The sequence below is a fragment of the Mesorhizobium atlanticum genome, from assembly GCF_003289965.1.
Lineage (GTDB): Bacteria > Pseudomonadota > Alphaproteobacteria > Rhizobiales > Rhizobiaceae > Mesorhizobium > Mesorhizobium atlanticum.
In genome coordinates this window covers 609,164-622,520 of sequence record NZ_QMBQ01000002.1, presented here as the reverse complement: position 1 = coordinate 622,520, position 13,357 = coordinate 609,164, and the positions used below count along the sequence as shown (strand labels likewise).

The window sequence follows — 13,357 nt, the reverse complement described above, 5'->3', positions numbered from 1 at the left end:
AGACCGGAAACGATCAGGGGCGTCGCTATTGCGGCGCCCCTTTTTGCTTGCCGGACTAGGCGGCGTTCCGCTGCAAGGCCCGCTGGTTCGATGCATAGATCGTGTCGCGCTCGGGCAGCTTCCCGGTCTTCAGGCAGTCGATCCATTCGGCAGTCTTCAGCACCGCGGCGAAGCGCGACTGCAGAATGATCGTCACCACGCGGTGGATGTCCTCCGCCGACGCATAGCCGGCGCTGTTGGCATAGGGCACCGATCCGCTGGCATCGGAAAGGAACTCGACGGCAAAGCCCATATGCACCGCATGGATGATGCTCGACAGATCGCAATTGTGGGTCATGTAGCCGGCGACCACAATCGTATCGATGGCGTTGGCGCGCAGCCAGGCCTCGAGATCCGTGCCGGTGAAGGCGGAGGGAAGCGTCTTTTCGACATAATGGTCGCGGGGGCGCCCGGCGATCTCGGTATGCAACTCGCCGCCGTGGCTGCCCCTGGCGAAGATCGGCGAGGTCTCGGGCGCCATTTGCTTGATGACGACGACCTTGATGCCGGCCGCCGCGGCGGCATCCATGGCGCGCGCCACATTGACGACAGTCTCGGCGAAGGGCGGATGCTGGATAGCGAGATTGCCGCCGTCATAGTCGTTCTGGACGTCGACGACGACGAGCGCGCGGCGCGGCTGGGTGGCTGGTGCGGGCATGGTGATTTTCCTTTCGACCGGGTTGATGGCGCAAAGCTAGGCCGAACATCGGCACGCAGAAAGTGGCCCGATTGACATCATTCGAAAGAATTGGGACATTCGCCAACCAACGCAAACGATGTCCGACATGAAGAACCCGATCATCGCCGCTGTCGCTTTCGACGGCATCAGCCCGTTTCATCTCTCCGTGCCCTGCCTTGTGTTCGGCGCCGATCGAACCAAGCTTGGACTGCCACGCTTCGACTTCCGCGTCTGCGCGATTGAGGAGGGACCCATTCAAACCGATGCGGGGCTGAGCATCGTCGTGCCGCATGATCTTTCCGCACTCGAAGAGGCCGATATCGTCATCATCCCGAGCTGGAAGGACCTCGATGCCCCTCTGGCCGCGCCGTTCAAGGAGGCACTGCAGGGCGCGCATCGGCGTGGCGCGCTGATTGTGGGCTTGTGCCTCGGCACCTTCGCCATTGCCGGCGCCGGATTGCTGGCCGGGCGCAAGGCAACGACCCACTGGGCCTATACCGATCAGCTCCAGGCGCTTCACCCAGACATCGCTATCGACGCCGACGTGCTCTATGTCGACGAAGGCGACATCATCACCTCGGCCGGCGTCGCCGCCGGGCTCGACTGCTGCCTGCACATCGTACGTGCCCGTTATGGCGCGGAGGCCGCCCTTCGGCTTGCCCGCCATGTGGTGCTCTCGCCGCACCGGCAGGGCGGGCAGGCGCAGTTCATCGAACGCCCGCTTGCGCCGACGCCGAACGCGGACCGTTTCACGCACGCGCTCGATCAGGTGCGCGCGACGCTCGGCGAAGCGCACAGTCTCGACAGCGTCGCCGACGCGGCCGGCCTCACCCGCCGCACCTTCACGCGCCGTTTCCAGAAAACCACCGGCACCAGTTTCGGCGACTGGCTTGCCGACCAGCGCGTCGCGCTGGCGCAAAGACTGCTGGAACAGACGGACAAGTCGATGGACATGGTGGCCTTCGAAGCCGGTTTCGGCAGCGCCACCTCGCTGCGCCAGCATTTTGCCGCGCGGCTGAAAACCTCGCCGATGCAATATCGGCGGGAGTTTTCCAGAACCGCGGGCGCGCTCAGCGCGGCGTGACCACTCGCGCCGGGTTGCCGACGACGGTCTTGCTGGCCGGCACGTCGCGCGTCACGACGGCGCCGGCGCCGACGATGGCGCCCTCGCCTATGCTGACGCCGGCGAGGATCACCGCACTGCCGCCGATCCAGGCGTAGTCGCCGATCGTCACCGGTTTCGCGATCTCCAGCCCGGCCAGCCGGCCGGAAGCTTCGCGATGATGCTCGGCGCAGTAGATCTGCACATTGGGGCCGAGCAGCGTGCCCTTGCCGATGCGCACCGGCGCGGTATCGAGGATGGTGCAACCGGCGTTGAGGAAAGTGCCGTCGCCGAGAAACAAATTGAAGCCATAGGCGCAATGGAACGGCGCCTCGATGCGAGCCCCCTCGCCCGCGCCGCCGAGCAACGTCCGTAAGGCCGGAGCGATATTGCCGCGCTGCCGGGGCGCCAGGCCGTTGTGCTCGAACACCGCATCGCGTGCGGCAAGGCGCAATGCCTCCAGCTCATCGTCGATGCAGGTGTACCATTCGCCCGCCGCCATCTTCGCGCGCTCGCTTGTCGTCATACGACACCTCCGGATCTCTTCTTCTGCCAAAGCATATTCGATTGTCAGACAAAAGCCTCGTGGCCAAACGCCTGGCTTGTGCTAGCTTGCCGTTGCGAGACCATGCGACGGTCTCAATTTGAGGGGGTCGACCATGCTTTACATTCTTGCACTGCTGATAGGCGTCATTGCCGGCCTGCGCGCCATGACAGCGCCCGCCGCCGTCGCCTGGGGCTCCTATCTCGGCTGGCTGCCGGTCACAGGCACGTGGGCGAGCTTCATGGGACACTGGATCGCCGTCGGCATCTTCACCATTCTGGCGATCGTCGAATTGGTCACCGACCAGTTGCCGTCGACACCGAGCCGGAAGGTGCCGCAGCAGTTCGGCGCCCGCATCGTCATGGGCGCCTTCACCGGCGCGGTGATCGGCGCCACCGCCGGAGCCGCCATCGGCGGGCTCATCGCCGGCGCGATCGGCGCGGTGATCGGCACGCTGGGCGGCGCCGAGGTGCGCGGCCGGCTGGCCGCGGCCTTCGGCAAGGATCCGCCCGCCGCCTTCATCGAGGATGCGGTGGCCATCATTGCCGGGCTGCTGATCGTGGCTGCCGTCGCATGAGCGCCAAAGCCTTCGACGCCATCGTCATCGGCGCCGGCCAGGCCGGCACCCCGCTCGCCGGCCGGCTCAACGCGGCCGGCATGAGCGTGGCACTGATCGAACGCAAGCTCGTTGGTGGCACCTGCGTCAACACCGGCTGCATCCCGACCAAGACGATGGTGGCGAGCGCCTATGCCGCCCACCTGGCCCGCCGCGCCGCCGACTACGGCGTCACGGTGTCCGGTGCCGTCGGCGTCGACTACAAAGCGATCAAGGCACGCAAGGACAAGGTTTCGGGCGCTTCCCGTACAGGGCTGGAGACCTGGATCGCGGGAATGGAGAAGTGCACGCTCTATCGCGGCCATGCGCGTTTCGTCACCGCCAACACCGTGCGTGTCGGTGACGATCTGCTGACCGCGCCGAAGATCTTCCTCAACACCGGCGGCCGCGCGTCCGTGCCCGACCTGCCCGGCGTCCACGACATCCCCTATCTCACCAATTCCTCGATGATGGATCTCGATGTGCTGCCCAGCCATCTGATCGTCGTCGGCGGCAGTTACATCTCGCTCGAATTCGCGCAGATGTTCCGCCGCTTCGGCTCCGAGGTCACGGTGATCGAGAAGGCGCCGCGGCTGACCGGCCGCGAGGACGAGGAAACCTCCGCCGCCATCCAGTCCATTCTCGAAAATGAAGGCATAGCCGTCCATGTTGGCGCCGACGACATCGCGTTCGCCAGGAAAGGTAACGAGATCGCCGTCACCTTCTCCGCCGGCAAGCCGCCGGCGGTCGGCTCGCATGTGCTGCTGGCGCTCGGCCGCGTCCCCAACACCGACGACCTTGGCCTCGACAAGGCCGGTGTCGAGGTCGACCAGCGTGGCTTCATCGTCGTCGACGACCAGTTGCGCACCAGCGTGCCCGGCATCTGGGCGATGGGCGACTGCAACGGCAAGGGCGCCTTCACCCATACCTCCTACAACGATTTCGAGATCGTCGCCGCGAACCTGCTCGACAACGATCCGCGCAAAGTCAGCGACCGCATTGAAGCCTACGCGCTCTATATCGATCCGCCACTCGGGCGCTGCGGCATGACGGAAGCCGCTGTGAGGAAATCCGGCCGCCGCGCGCTGGTCGGACAGCGGCCGATGACCCGTGTCGGCCGCGCGGTCGAGAAGGGCGAGACACAAGGCTTCATGAAGATTCTGGCTGATGCCGACACCGGCGAAATCCTCGGCTGCACCGTGCTCGGGCCGGGCGGCGACGAGGCGATCCACTGCGTGCTCGACCTCATGTATGCCAAGGCTCCGATCTCGACGCTGGCGCGCGCCATGCACATCCATCCCAATGTCTCGGAGTTGCTGCCGACCATCGCCCAGGAGCTGAAGCCGCTGGCTTAGAGCAATTCCAGGAAAGGTGCGGCCGGTAGGCTCGGCGCCTTCGCCGTAGCCTTCCGTCCGGAGTTGCATAAGGCAAAAACTCCCCGCAAGCCCGATCTTGTCTTTCTGCATTGCTGCGTTGCAACAATGACGCTTGTGCGTTGAGCGTATCCAAAGTCAGTCTCGGTTTTGAACCGATTCAGTCCGGACATCCCATGCCGCTGCCGATCCTGGCGCTTGCCATTGCCTCCTTCTGCATCGGCACCACCGAATTCGTGATCATGGGCCTGCTGCCGGAGGTCGCGGCCGATCTCGGCGTCTCGATCCCTTCGGCTGGCCTTCTGGTCACCGGCTATGCGTTGGGCGTCGTCTTCGGCGCGCCGATCGTGGCCATGGTGACCGCCCGCCTGCCGCGCAAGCCGGTGCTCATCGGCCTCGCCACCCTCTTCGTCATTGGCAACCTCTTCTGCGCAATTGCGCCGAACTACTGGCTGTTGATGGCGGCGCGGGTCTTCACCGCTTTCGGCCACGGCGCCTTCTTCGGCATCGGTTCCGTCGTTGCCGCCAGCCTCGTGCCACGCAACAAGCGGGCGAGCGCGATTGCGCTGATGTTTGCCGGCCTGACGCTGTCCAACATTCTCGGCGTTCCCGCCGGCACGGCGCTGGGCGAAGCCTTCGGCTGGCGCGCCACCTTCCTCGCCGTCGTCGGCATCGGCCTGATCTCGGTCGCGGCCATCGCCTGGCTGGTGCCGTCGGATGTCGCCGAGCCGAGCGGCGGCGGCCTGCTCGGCGAATTGCGCGTGCTCGGCAGGCTGCAGGTCTGGCTGGCGATGCTGATCGCCTCGCTCGCTTCCGCCAGCTTGTTCGCGGTCTTCACTTACATCAAGCCCTACCTCACCGACGTGTCCGGCCTGTCGACCGCGACCGTCACCTGGGTGCTGCTGCTCTTCGGCGCCGGCATGACCATCGGCAACATCATCGGCGGCAGGCTGGCCGACTGGAAGCTGATGCCGACGGTGATCGCCACGCTGCTCGCCATGGCCCTGCTGTTCGTCGTCTTCGCCAAGCTCGGTGCGATTGCAAGCGTGGCCGTGGCCATCGTCTTCCTGTGGGGCATGCTGATCTTCATCGTCGTGCCGCCGCTGCAGATCCGGGTCGTCGAGGCGGCCGCCGAAGGGCCGAACCTTGCCGCCACGCTCAACCAGGGCGCCTTCAATGTCGGCAATGCCGGCGGCGCCTGGATCGGCGGGCTCGCCATCTCCTGGGGCGTATCCTACGCGAACCTGCCGCTGGTGGGCGCTACGCTCGCGCTTCTGGCCGTCGCCGTGGCCGTGCTGTCGCAGGCGCTCGACCGCCGCACGGTCCCGCAACCGCAGCCGGCGGAATAGCGGCGTCTGCCCCGACAGCCCAGGCGGCTGGACCACTCGACATCCCAACCGCAAACATGCATTTGGGTGGCTTCTTCATCCGGAGGCCCCATGCAGAAGACGATCGAGCGCATCGCCGGCGACGCCGAAGGCACGATTTACGAATTCGCGGTCTTCCGCTTCGAGGGCAAGGACAAGGCGGCCCCCTCCGCCTATCTGCAGGCCGCTCTCCATGCCGGCGAGCTGCCGGGCGTCGTCGCTATCGACGCGCTGATGCCGATGCTTGCCAAGGCCGAGACCGAGGGCCGCATCAAGGGTCCGATCACCATCGTGCCTTGGGCCAACCCCATCGGCCGCGCGCAATATCATTTCGGCGAGCATCAGGGCCGCTTCAACCTCGGCACCCGCACCAACTTCAACCGCTCCTTCCCGTTGCTTGCGGCTCCCGACGCCAGGCTATTGCCGGATGTCAGCCTCGGCGGCGCCGATCGCCGGCTGAAGAACCGGCTCGTCCAGCTCTCGCTCGGCAGCGACATCGTGCTCGATCTCCACTGCGACGACGAAGGCCTCGCCTATCTCTACATCCACACCAGCCTGTGGCCGCATATGGCCGACTGCGCCGCCGCCATGGGCGCCGAGGCTGTCCTTTTGTGGAGCGAGGACAGCACCGGCACCTTCGAGGGCGCCTCGATCATGCCCTACCAGAACGTGCCCGCGAGCGTCGCGCGCTTCGACCGCCGCGTCGTCAGTACGGTCGAATACCGCGGCATGCTCGATGTCGATGGCGCTTTGGCCGCTTCCGATGCCGAGGGACTCTACCGCCTGCTGGTGACGCGCGGCGTTATCCAGGATCCATCGGTTCCGAAATTCGGCAAATTTGCCGGCCCTGTCGTGCCGCTCGAAAACATCGACATGATGCCCGCGCCAAGGGCCGGCGCGATCCTCTACGAGGTCAAGCCCGGCGACCGCGTCAAGAAGGGCGACAGGCTGGCGACGATCGTGCATACGCCGGGCGAAGCCAACGGCCGCACGGAAGTGTTTGCCCCGCAATCGGGCTTCATCCTGACCCGCCGTTCGCGCCGCATCATCCGCGCCGGCGAGGACCTTTTGAAGCTCGCCGGCGACGGCAAGAGCAGCGACGCGCGCTCCGGGACGCTCGAGGACTGAGACGGGCGGTCTTCACCATCCAGGTGAAATCCAGTTGCACCGACCTCCATTCGCCGCTATGGGAGTCGGCATGAACATGCGTTCGAACAAGACCATTTGGTGGTGGGGCTGCTGACAGCGGCCGGTTCGTGCGTGTGCGCGTGAAAATGAGGGTGGCCGCAGCGGAATGTCCGGGCGGCCATTTGTTTTTTAGAGCCATTCCCGGGTCCGTTGCCCAAAACGCTGATGGAGACGGCAATGACGACTAAAGTTCTGGACAACGGGGCCGAGCGCTTCGTCACTGCCGGCGGCGTGACGATCACCCGCGAACGGCACGACAGGCCCTATGAAGGCGCGATCGACGCCTATGTCGACGGCCTGAATTCACGCCGCGGCGCGGTGTTTTCCTCCAATTATGAATATCCTGGCCGCTACACGCGCTGGGACACCGCCATCATCGATCCGCCGCTGGTGATTTCGGCGCGCGGCCGCGCCATGCGCATCGAAGCGCTGAACAAGCGCGGCGAAGTGTTGCTGCCGGTGATCGGCAAGACGCTTGGCGCGCTGAGCGAAGTGACGATCGTCGAAACTTCGAAGACGCTCATCCGCCTCGATGTAACAAAACCGGGCCGTGTCTTCACTGAGGAGGAGCGCAGCCGCGTTCCGTCCGTCTTCACCGTGCTGCGCGCCATCACCGCTTTGTTCAAGACCGCCGAGGACGCCAATCTCGGCCTTTACGGCGCCTTCGGCTACGACCTCGCCTTCCAGTTCGATCCGGTCGACTACAAGCTCGAGCGCAAGGAAAGCCAGCGCGACCTGGTGCTGTTCCTGCCCGACGAGATTCTCGTGGTCGACCATTATTCGACCAAGGCCTGGACCGACCGCTACGACTATTCCGGCGACGGCTTTTCGACAGAAGGTCTCACCCGCGACGCCCATGTCGAGCCGTTCAAGACCGCCGACCGTATCCCGCCACGCGGCGACCACGAGCCGGGCGAATACGCCAACCTGGTGCGCCGGGCGATGGAGAGTTTCAAGCGCGGCGACCTGTTCGAAGTCGTGCCTGGACAGATGTTCTACGAGCGCTGCGAGACCCAGCCCTCCGACATCTCGCGCAAGCTGAAATCGATCAACCCCTCGCCCTATTCCTTCTTGATCAATCTCGGCGAGAACGAATATCTGATCGGCGCCTCGCCGGAGATGTTCGTGCGCGTCAACGGCCGCCGCGTCGAAACCTGCCCGATCTCGGGCACCATCAAGCGCGGCGACGACGCCATTTCCGACTCCGAGCAGATCCTGAAGCTGCTCAACTCCAAGAAGGACGAGTCCGAGCTCACCATGTGCTCGGATGTCGACCGTAACGACAAGTCGCGCGTCTGCGAGCCGGGCTCGGTGCGCGTCATCGGCCGCCGCCAGATCGAGATGTATTCGCGTCTGATCCACACCGTCGACCATATCGAGGGCCGGCTGCGCGAAGGCATGGACGCGTTCGACGCCTTCCTCTCGCACGCCTGGGCGGTCACCGTTACCGGCGCGCCGAAGCTTTGGGCCATGCGCTTCATCGAGCAGAACGAGAAGAGCCCGCGCGCCTGGTATGGTGGCGCGATCGGCATGGTCAATTTCAACGGCGACATGAACACCGGGCTCACGCTGCGCACCATCCGCATCAAGGACGGCATCGCCGAGGTGCGTGCCGGCGCCACGCTGCTTTTCGATAGCGTGCCCGAGGAAGAAGAAGCCGAAACCGAACTGAAGGCATCCGCCATGCTATCCGCCATCCGCGACGCCAAGACCGGCAACGCCGCAGGCGCCGAGCGCGCCACCGCGCGCGTCGGCGACGGCGTCAACATCCTGCTCGTCGACCACGAGGACTCCTTCGTCCACACGCTGGCCAACTACTTCCGCCAGACCGGCGCCAATGTCTCCACCGTGCGCACGCCGGTGCCGGAGGAAGTCTTCGACCGGCTGAAGCCCGACCTCGTCGTGCTGTCGCCCGGCCCAGGCACGCCGAAGGATTTCGATTGCGCCGCCACGATCAAAAGGGCGCGCAGCCGCGACCTGCCGATCTTCGGCGTCTGCCTCGGCCTGCAGGCGCTCGCCGAAGCCTATGGCGGCGAATTGAGGCAGTTGCACATCCCCATGCATGGCAAGCCCTCGCGCATCCGCGTCTCGAAACCCGGCATCATCTTCTCGGGGCTTCCCAAGGAAGTGACCGTCGGCCGCTATCATTCGATCTTCGCCGATCCGGTGCGGCTGCCCGACGGATTCGTTGTCACGGCCGAGACCGAGGACGGCATCATCATGGCCTTCGAGCACCGCAAGGAGCCGATCGCGGCGGTGCAGTTCCACCCGGAATCGATCATGACGCTCGGCCACAATGCCGGCATGCGCATCATCGAGAACATCGTCGCGCATCTGCCGCGCAAGGCCAAGGAAAAGGCCGCCTGAAGGCGGCGCGTCGGGATGAATGCGGCAATGACGATGACGACGACGCAAGCAAAGGCGGCGACCAGGCAAAAGGTCGCCAGCCTTGCGTTCTGGTCGATCGTCGTCGCCGGCGTCGTGTTCGTCCTCAAGGTCGTCGCCTGGTACATCACCGGCTCGGTCGCGCTCTATTCGGACGCGGCGGAATCGATCGTCAACGTGATTGCCTCAATCGCCGCTTTCTGGGCGATCCAGATCAGTTACAAGCCCGCCGACCAGGACCATCCCTTCGGCCATCACAAGGCGGAATACTTCTCGGCCGTGCTCGAGGGGGTGCTGATCGTCGTCGCGGCGCTCCTGATCATCAACGAGGTGTGGCGATCCTGGCAGCAGCCGACGCCGCTCGATCAGCCTTGGCGGGGCCTTGCCGTCAACGGCGTCGCGACGGTTATCAACGCCATCTGGGCCTGGATGTTGATCCGCGCCGGGCAGAACGCGAAATCGCCCGCCCTGACCGCCGATGGCCAGCACATCATGACCGACGTCGTGACGTCCGTCGGCGTGCTCGGCGGCCTTGTCGGCGCCGTGCTTACGGGCTGGCAGATCCTCGATCCGGCATTGGCCGTGATCGTCGCGCTCAACATCCTGTGGCAGGGCTGGCATGTCATCGGCTCGTCGATGAGCGGCCTGATGGATCGCGCCGTCGACAGCCAGGAAAACATGCAGATCCGCGACATCATCTCGGCCAATTCGAAAGGCGCGCTCGAGGTGCATGACCTGAAGACGCGCATTGCCGGGCGCGCCACCTTCATCGAGTTCCACCTCGTCGTCGACGCCGACATGACGGTCGGCGCCAGCCATGTCATCTGCGACCGCATCGAGGACGCGCTGAAGGCCGAGATCCCCTCGGTGCGTGTCACCATTCATGTCGAGCCCGACGACGAGGCCAAGCTGCCGAAAGGCACAACGGCGGTGCCTTTCGCGTAAGGAAAATCTTCGTCATTCCAGGACGAAGCAGCCGCGGAGCGGCGTCGCGAAGACCCTGGAATCCATGCCGTTACCTTTGCCAAGGGGTGCAACGGAGCAGAATTCTGCACAGTTTCAACGCGTTAGCGTCACGGAATGGATTCTATGGTCTGCGCCGCGTCGCTTCGCTCCTTGCTGAAGCGGTTGTTACGGTGCGCAGGCCGACTGCGGCATCGGCTGCAGCCGGTAGATCTTGTCGTCGGACTTCGTTTTACCATTCGCTGCCTTCGAGCAGAGATCGACCACCGCAACCGCATTGTTGGGGTTGGCCAGCATAATCGTGCCGTTGGCGCCGCGCTTGAGGAAGATCTCCTTCTGCGAGATGTCGCAGGCGAAATCGCTCATCTTCGAGCTGGCCGAGCAGCGCCACTGGTCTGCCTCGCCCTGGCAGGAATAGGTCTGCGTGACCTTTTTGCCTTTCTGCCGCGTCGTCACCGACACGGCGATATCCGCCCCGTCCGGCCAGTTCGCGGCATCGCCGCTGGCGGCGAAGGAGGCGAGCTCGACCGGGCCACGGAAGACGCGAATCGATTGCGTCAGCTGGTTGGGATGTGTTTTCAGATGCGCGTCGTCATAGTCACGCCCGAAGCAGAAGGGCTGGTCGGGCTTAAGCCGCACCCGCAGCGGATCTCCCAGCGCCGGATCGATCGGATCGATGCGCGCGAACTCCGACTTGCAGGCGGCAGCGGGCATCGGATCCAGCTTGAAATTGTCGTCCTCGCTGCCGAGCGCCTGCTTGTTGTATTCGGCCTTGCTCATCGATTCCGACGCGTCGGGATCGAGATAGACGTCCTGCGAGAGGCCGGACAGAAGAAGCTTCCCCTTGTCGTCGACCTTCAGCGAAGCCAGCGTGCGGTCGCAATCCATGCCACAGCGGATGCCGCTCGACGGATCGCTCGGGTCGTTCTTGTTGCACCAGCTGCTCGCCCATTCGGGTTTTTTGCCGTCGCGCACCGTGGTGGTGAGGAAGCCGTTGTAGGAGTTATCCTGGTTGGCAGGCGGTTCTTCATTCGGCCGGCTGACCGGATCGTGACCGTAGAAGAAGAAGATGCGCGCCACTTTCTGGTGCGGATGCGCCTTGAGATGGGCGGCGTCATAGACGCGGCCGAAACAGGCATCGGCGCCGTTGGGGCTCAGCTCTTTGAGGCTGAGAGTGTTGTCGGCGCGCGCCGCACTGGCGAAAACGGCAAGGGCAGCGCAAAGCAGCGCGCCAGCCACGGTCCTCGCTACCATGGTCCTCGATGTCATGTGATCCTCCTCCCACCGACCGGACTGGGGTATGCTAGTCCAGGAGTGCCGCCCGGACCATGCAAAATCATGCGAGGCGGCAAGGCAAGGAGGATACGATGCTGCGCCGTGACATCTTTCGCGCCGGTCTTGCCGGCGCCGCAAGCCTATTCGGCCTGAGCCGGGCAAACGCGGCGGCGACGGAGGAGAAGCTGAAAGTGGCCTATCACCTTAGCGACGCGGACAAGGTCAATTTCGTCCTCGGCAACATCAAGAACCACTATGAAGGCACCGGCGGCGATGTCGATATCGTCCTTGTGGTGCACGGTCCGGCTCTGACCGCCTTCAAGTCCAAAAGCGCTTCAGGCGCGATTTCCAGCCGCTTTGCCGGCCTCGTCCAGCAGGGGCTCGTCCCGCAGGCCTGCGGCAACACCCTGCACGGCATGGAGATCACGCTGACCGACCTGCTGCCGGGCTTCGAGCTTGCCGAGAAAGGTGGCGTCGTGAAGCTCGCTGAACTGCAGCGGCAGGGCTATGTCTATCTAAGGCCCTGAAGCGCCCGCGCTTGAACGCCAACACTTGAACGGCAGGCCGGCAATGGCCTACGAAATATGCCAACCAGGAGGCCAGCCGACATGACGACACTCGCCATCCCTGATCTTGCCGGCAAGGCGGTGCTGGTCACCGGCGCTTCCACCGGCATCGGTGCAGCACTTGCCCGTGCCTACGCGGCGCAGAAGTGCCGCGTCGCTCTGCATTACAATGCGAGCCGCGCGCCCGCCGAAGCCGTGGCCGAATCCATCCGCGACGATGGCGGCGAGGTGTTTCTGGTTCAGGGCGATTTTTCGATACCTGCCGACGTCGAGCGTGTGGTCGAAGGGAGCGCAAACCATTTCGGCCGGCTCGACGGCCTGGTCAACAATGCCGGCGGCATGCTCGGCCGCGTCGCCTATGCCGATCAGGACGAAGCGCATTACGACGCGGTTATGGACCTCAATGCCCGCTCCGTGCTGACCGCCTCGCGCAAGGCGATTCCATGGCTGAAGCGCCAGGGCGGCTTCATCATCAACACCACCTCGATCGCCGCCCGCAACGGCGCCGGCGGTGGCGCCGGCCTCTATGGTTCATCGAAAGCCTTCGTTTCCAACGTGACGCGCGGCATGGCGAAGGAACTGATCGGCTTCGGCATCCGGGTCAACGCGGTCGCGCCGGGCACGATCCTGACGCCGTTCCACGAACGCTATTCGAGCGCCGAGCAGATCAAGGCGATGGTCGCGACCATTCCTCAGGGTCGCGCCGGAACGGCCGAGGATTGCGTCGGCGCCTACCTGTTCCTGTCGTCCGATCTGTTGAGCGGCTACATCATCGGCCAGGTGATCGAGGTGAATGGCGGCCAGTTGATGCCGTGACCTGGCGATTGCATACTTGATTGAGCGTGCAACCCGGAGGGAGATCAAGGCATGTACGGACTGATCGGCAAGATGCGGGCGGCGCGCGGCCAGCGCGATGCGGTCATGGACGTGCTGCGCGAAAGCACTGCCGCGCTCCCCGGCTGCCTGAGCTACATCATCGCCACCGATCCGGCCGACGCCGATGCCATCTGGGTCACCGAAGTATGGACCGACCAGGCGAGCCACAAGGCCTCGCTTCAGCTGCCGGAAGTCCAGGCCGCGATCGCCAGGGCGCGTCCCTTCATCGCCGGCTTCGAATTCCAGATCGAGACTCATCCGGTCGGCGGCTTTGGACTGCCCGCCCCCGAAAAGACCGGCTGATCGCTTCGGATATCTCAAACTCGCCGGGCTGAGTCGCGGCCTTCTACAACATCGTTGTTGGCGGCAGATATCCAGTTCCCGACCACTTGCAATGCCAAAGCG

13 protein-coding genes are annotated in these 13,357 nt (G+C 64.7%); 10 read left to right on the top strand and 3 right to left on the bottom strand.

Translation table 11 applies throughout. The features are described from left to right. Window positions 1–55: 55 nt before the first annotated feature. Window positions 56–697 (bottom strand): cysteine hydrolase family protein, encoded by a 642-nt coding sequence (locus DPM35_RS07985; protein WP_112126732.1) that lies wholly within the window; start codon window positions 695–697, stop codon window positions 56–58. 127 nt (window positions 698–824) lie between these two features. On the opposite strand from DPM35_RS07985, the gene DPM35_RS07980 reads away from it, so the two are divergent. After that, a complete protein-coding gene (locus DPM35_RS07980) occupies window positions 825–1,802 on the top strand; it encodes a helix-turn-helix domain-containing protein (protein ID WP_112127105.1) in 978 nt (325 codons plus the stop codon). Here the strand turns inward: DPM35_RS07980 and DPM35_RS07975 are convergent. Beyond that, the gene (locus DPM35_RS07975; RefSeq protein ID WP_112126731.1) at window positions 1,789–2,346 is read right to left on the bottom strand and encodes a sugar O-acetyltransferase; all 558 of its coding nucleotides are present in this window, start codon (window positions 2,344–2,346) and stop codon (window positions 1,789–1,791) included. The two genes, DPM35_RS07980 and DPM35_RS07975, sit on opposite strands and share 14 nt — an antisense overlap. Window positions 2,347–2,479: 133 nt before the next feature. On the opposite strand from DPM35_RS07975, the gene DPM35_RS07970 reads away from it, so the two are divergent. The 6 genes from DPM35_RS07970 (at window position 2,480) to DPM35_RS07945 (ending at window position 10,217) form a co-directional block, all read left to right on the top strand. After that, complete coding sequence (locus DPM35_RS07970) at window positions 2,480–2,941, top strand: DUF4126 domain-containing protein (protein ID WP_112126730.1); 462 nt, start codon at window positions 2,480–2,482, stop codon at window positions 2,939–2,941. Then, complete coding sequence (locus DPM35_RS07965; protein WP_112126729.1) at window positions 2,938–4,314, top strand: FAD-containing oxidoreductase; 1,377 nt, start codon at window positions 2,938–2,940, stop codon at window positions 4,312–4,314. The genes DPM35_RS07970 and DPM35_RS07965 overlap by 4 nt, the downstream gene beginning before the upstream one ends. A gap of 194 nt (window positions 4,315–4,508) precedes the next feature. Continuing rightward, entirely contained in the window at window positions 4,509–5,681 is a 1,173-nt protein-coding gene (locus DPM35_RS07960) for an MFS transporter (protein ID WP_112126728.1), read from the top strand. 90 nt (window positions 5,682–5,771) lie between these two features. Further along, window positions 5,772–6,827, top strand: coding sequence for a succinylglutamate desuccinylase/aspartoacylase family protein (locus tag DPM35_RS07955; RefSeq protein ID WP_112126727.1), 1,056 nt, complete (start codon window positions 5,772–5,774; stop codon window positions 6,825–6,827). Between the two features lie 237 nt (window positions 6,828–7,064). Next, the gene (locus DPM35_RS07950) at window positions 7,065–9,254 is read left to right on the top strand and encodes an anthranilate synthase (protein WP_112127104.1); all 2,190 of its coding nucleotides are present in this window, start codon (window positions 7,065–7,067) and stop codon (window positions 9,252–9,254) included. Window positions 9,255–9,287: 33 nt separating this feature from the next. After that, the gene (locus DPM35_RS07945; RefSeq protein WP_245431472.1) at window positions 9,288–10,217 is read left to right on the top strand and encodes a cation diffusion facilitator family transporter; all 930 of its coding nucleotides are present in this window, start codon (window positions 9,288–9,290) and stop codon (window positions 10,215–10,217) included. A gap of 186 nt (window positions 10,218–10,403) precedes the next feature. On the opposite strand, the gene DPM35_RS07940 is transcribed toward DPM35_RS07945, so the two are convergent. Then, window positions 10,404–11,504, bottom strand: coding sequence for a hypothetical protein (locus tag DPM35_RS07940; protein ID WP_112126725.1), 1,101 nt, complete (start codon window positions 11,502–11,504; stop codon window positions 10,404–10,406). 98 nt (window positions 11,505–11,602) lie between these two features. On the opposite strand from DPM35_RS07940, the gene DPM35_RS07935 reads away from it, so the two are divergent. From DPM35_RS07935 to DPM35_RS07925, 3 genes are all read left to right on the top strand, one after another. Continuing rightward, a complete protein-coding gene (locus tag DPM35_RS07935; RefSeq protein WP_112127103.1) occupies window positions 11,603–12,037 on the top strand; it encodes a DsrE family protein in 435 nt (144 codons plus the stop codon). An 81-nt stretch (window positions 12,038–12,118) separates the two neighbouring features. Continuing rightward, the gene (locus DPM35_RS07930) at window positions 12,119–12,892 is read left to right on the top strand and encodes an SDR family NAD(P)-dependent oxidoreductase (RefSeq protein WP_181591963.1); all 774 of its coding nucleotides are present in this window, start codon (window positions 12,119–12,121) and stop codon (window positions 12,890–12,892) included. A gap of 51 nt (window positions 12,893–12,943) precedes the next feature. Continuing rightward, entirely contained in the window at window positions 12,944–13,255 is a 312-nt protein-coding gene (locus DPM35_RS07925; RefSeq protein WP_112126723.1) for a putative quinol monooxygenase, read from the top strand. The last annotated feature ends 102 nt before the right edge of the window (window positions 13,256–13,357 follow it).

What these genes read in the sequence shown, in the direction of transcription:
- DPM35_RS07985 (WP_112126732.1), bottom strand. Translation starts at nt 697, where the DNA reads ATGCCCGCACCAGCCACCCAGCCGCGCCGCGCGCTCGTCGTCGTCGAC.
- DPM35_RS07980 (WP_112127105.1), top strand. Translation starts at nt 825, where the DNA reads ATGAAGAACCCGATCATCGCCGCTGTCGCTTTCGACGGCATCAGCCCG.
- DPM35_RS07975 (WP_112126731.1), bottom strand. Translation starts at nt 2,346, where the DNA reads ATGACGACAAGCGAGCGCGCGAAGATGGCGGCGGGCGAATGGTACACC.
- DPM35_RS07970 (WP_112126730.1), top strand. Translation starts at nt 2,480, where the DNA reads ATGCTTTACATTCTTGCACTGCTGATAGGCGTCATTGCCGGCCTGCGC.
- DPM35_RS07965 (WP_112126729.1), top strand. Translation starts at nt 2,938, where the DNA reads ATGAGCGCCAAAGCCTTCGACGCCATCGTCATCGGCGCCGGCCAGGCC.
- DPM35_RS07960 (WP_112126728.1), top strand. Translation starts at nt 4,509, where the DNA reads ATGCCGCTGCCGATCCTGGCGCTTGCCATTGCCTCCTTCTGCATCGGC.
- DPM35_RS07955 (WP_112126727.1), top strand. Translation starts at nt 5,772, where the DNA reads ATGCAGAAGACGATCGAGCGCATCGCCGGCGACGCCGAAGGCACGATT.
- DPM35_RS07950 (WP_112127104.1), top strand. Translation starts at nt 7,065, where the DNA reads ATGACGACTAAAGTTCTGGACAACGGGGCCGAGCGCTTCGTCACTGCC.
- DPM35_RS07945 (WP_245431472.1), top strand. Translation starts at nt 9,288, where the DNA reads ATGACGACGACGCAAGCAAAGGCGGCGACCAGGCAAAAGGTCGCCAGC.
- DPM35_RS07940 (WP_112126725.1), bottom strand. Translation starts at nt 11,504, where the DNA reads ATGACATCGAGGACCATGGTAGCGAGGACCGTGGCTGGCGCGCTGCTT.
- DPM35_RS07935 (WP_112127103.1), top strand. Translation starts at nt 11,603, where the DNA reads ATGCTGCGCCGTGACATCTTTCGCGCCGGTCTTGCCGGCGCCGCAAGC.
- DPM35_RS07930 (WP_181591963.1), top strand. Translation starts at nt 12,119, where the DNA reads ATGACGACACTCGCCATCCCTGATCTTGCCGGCAAGGCGGTGCTGGTC.
- DPM35_RS07925 (WP_112126723.1), top strand. Translation starts at nt 12,944, where the DNA reads ATGTACGGACTGATCGGCAAGATGCGGGCGGCGCGCGGCCAGCGCGAT.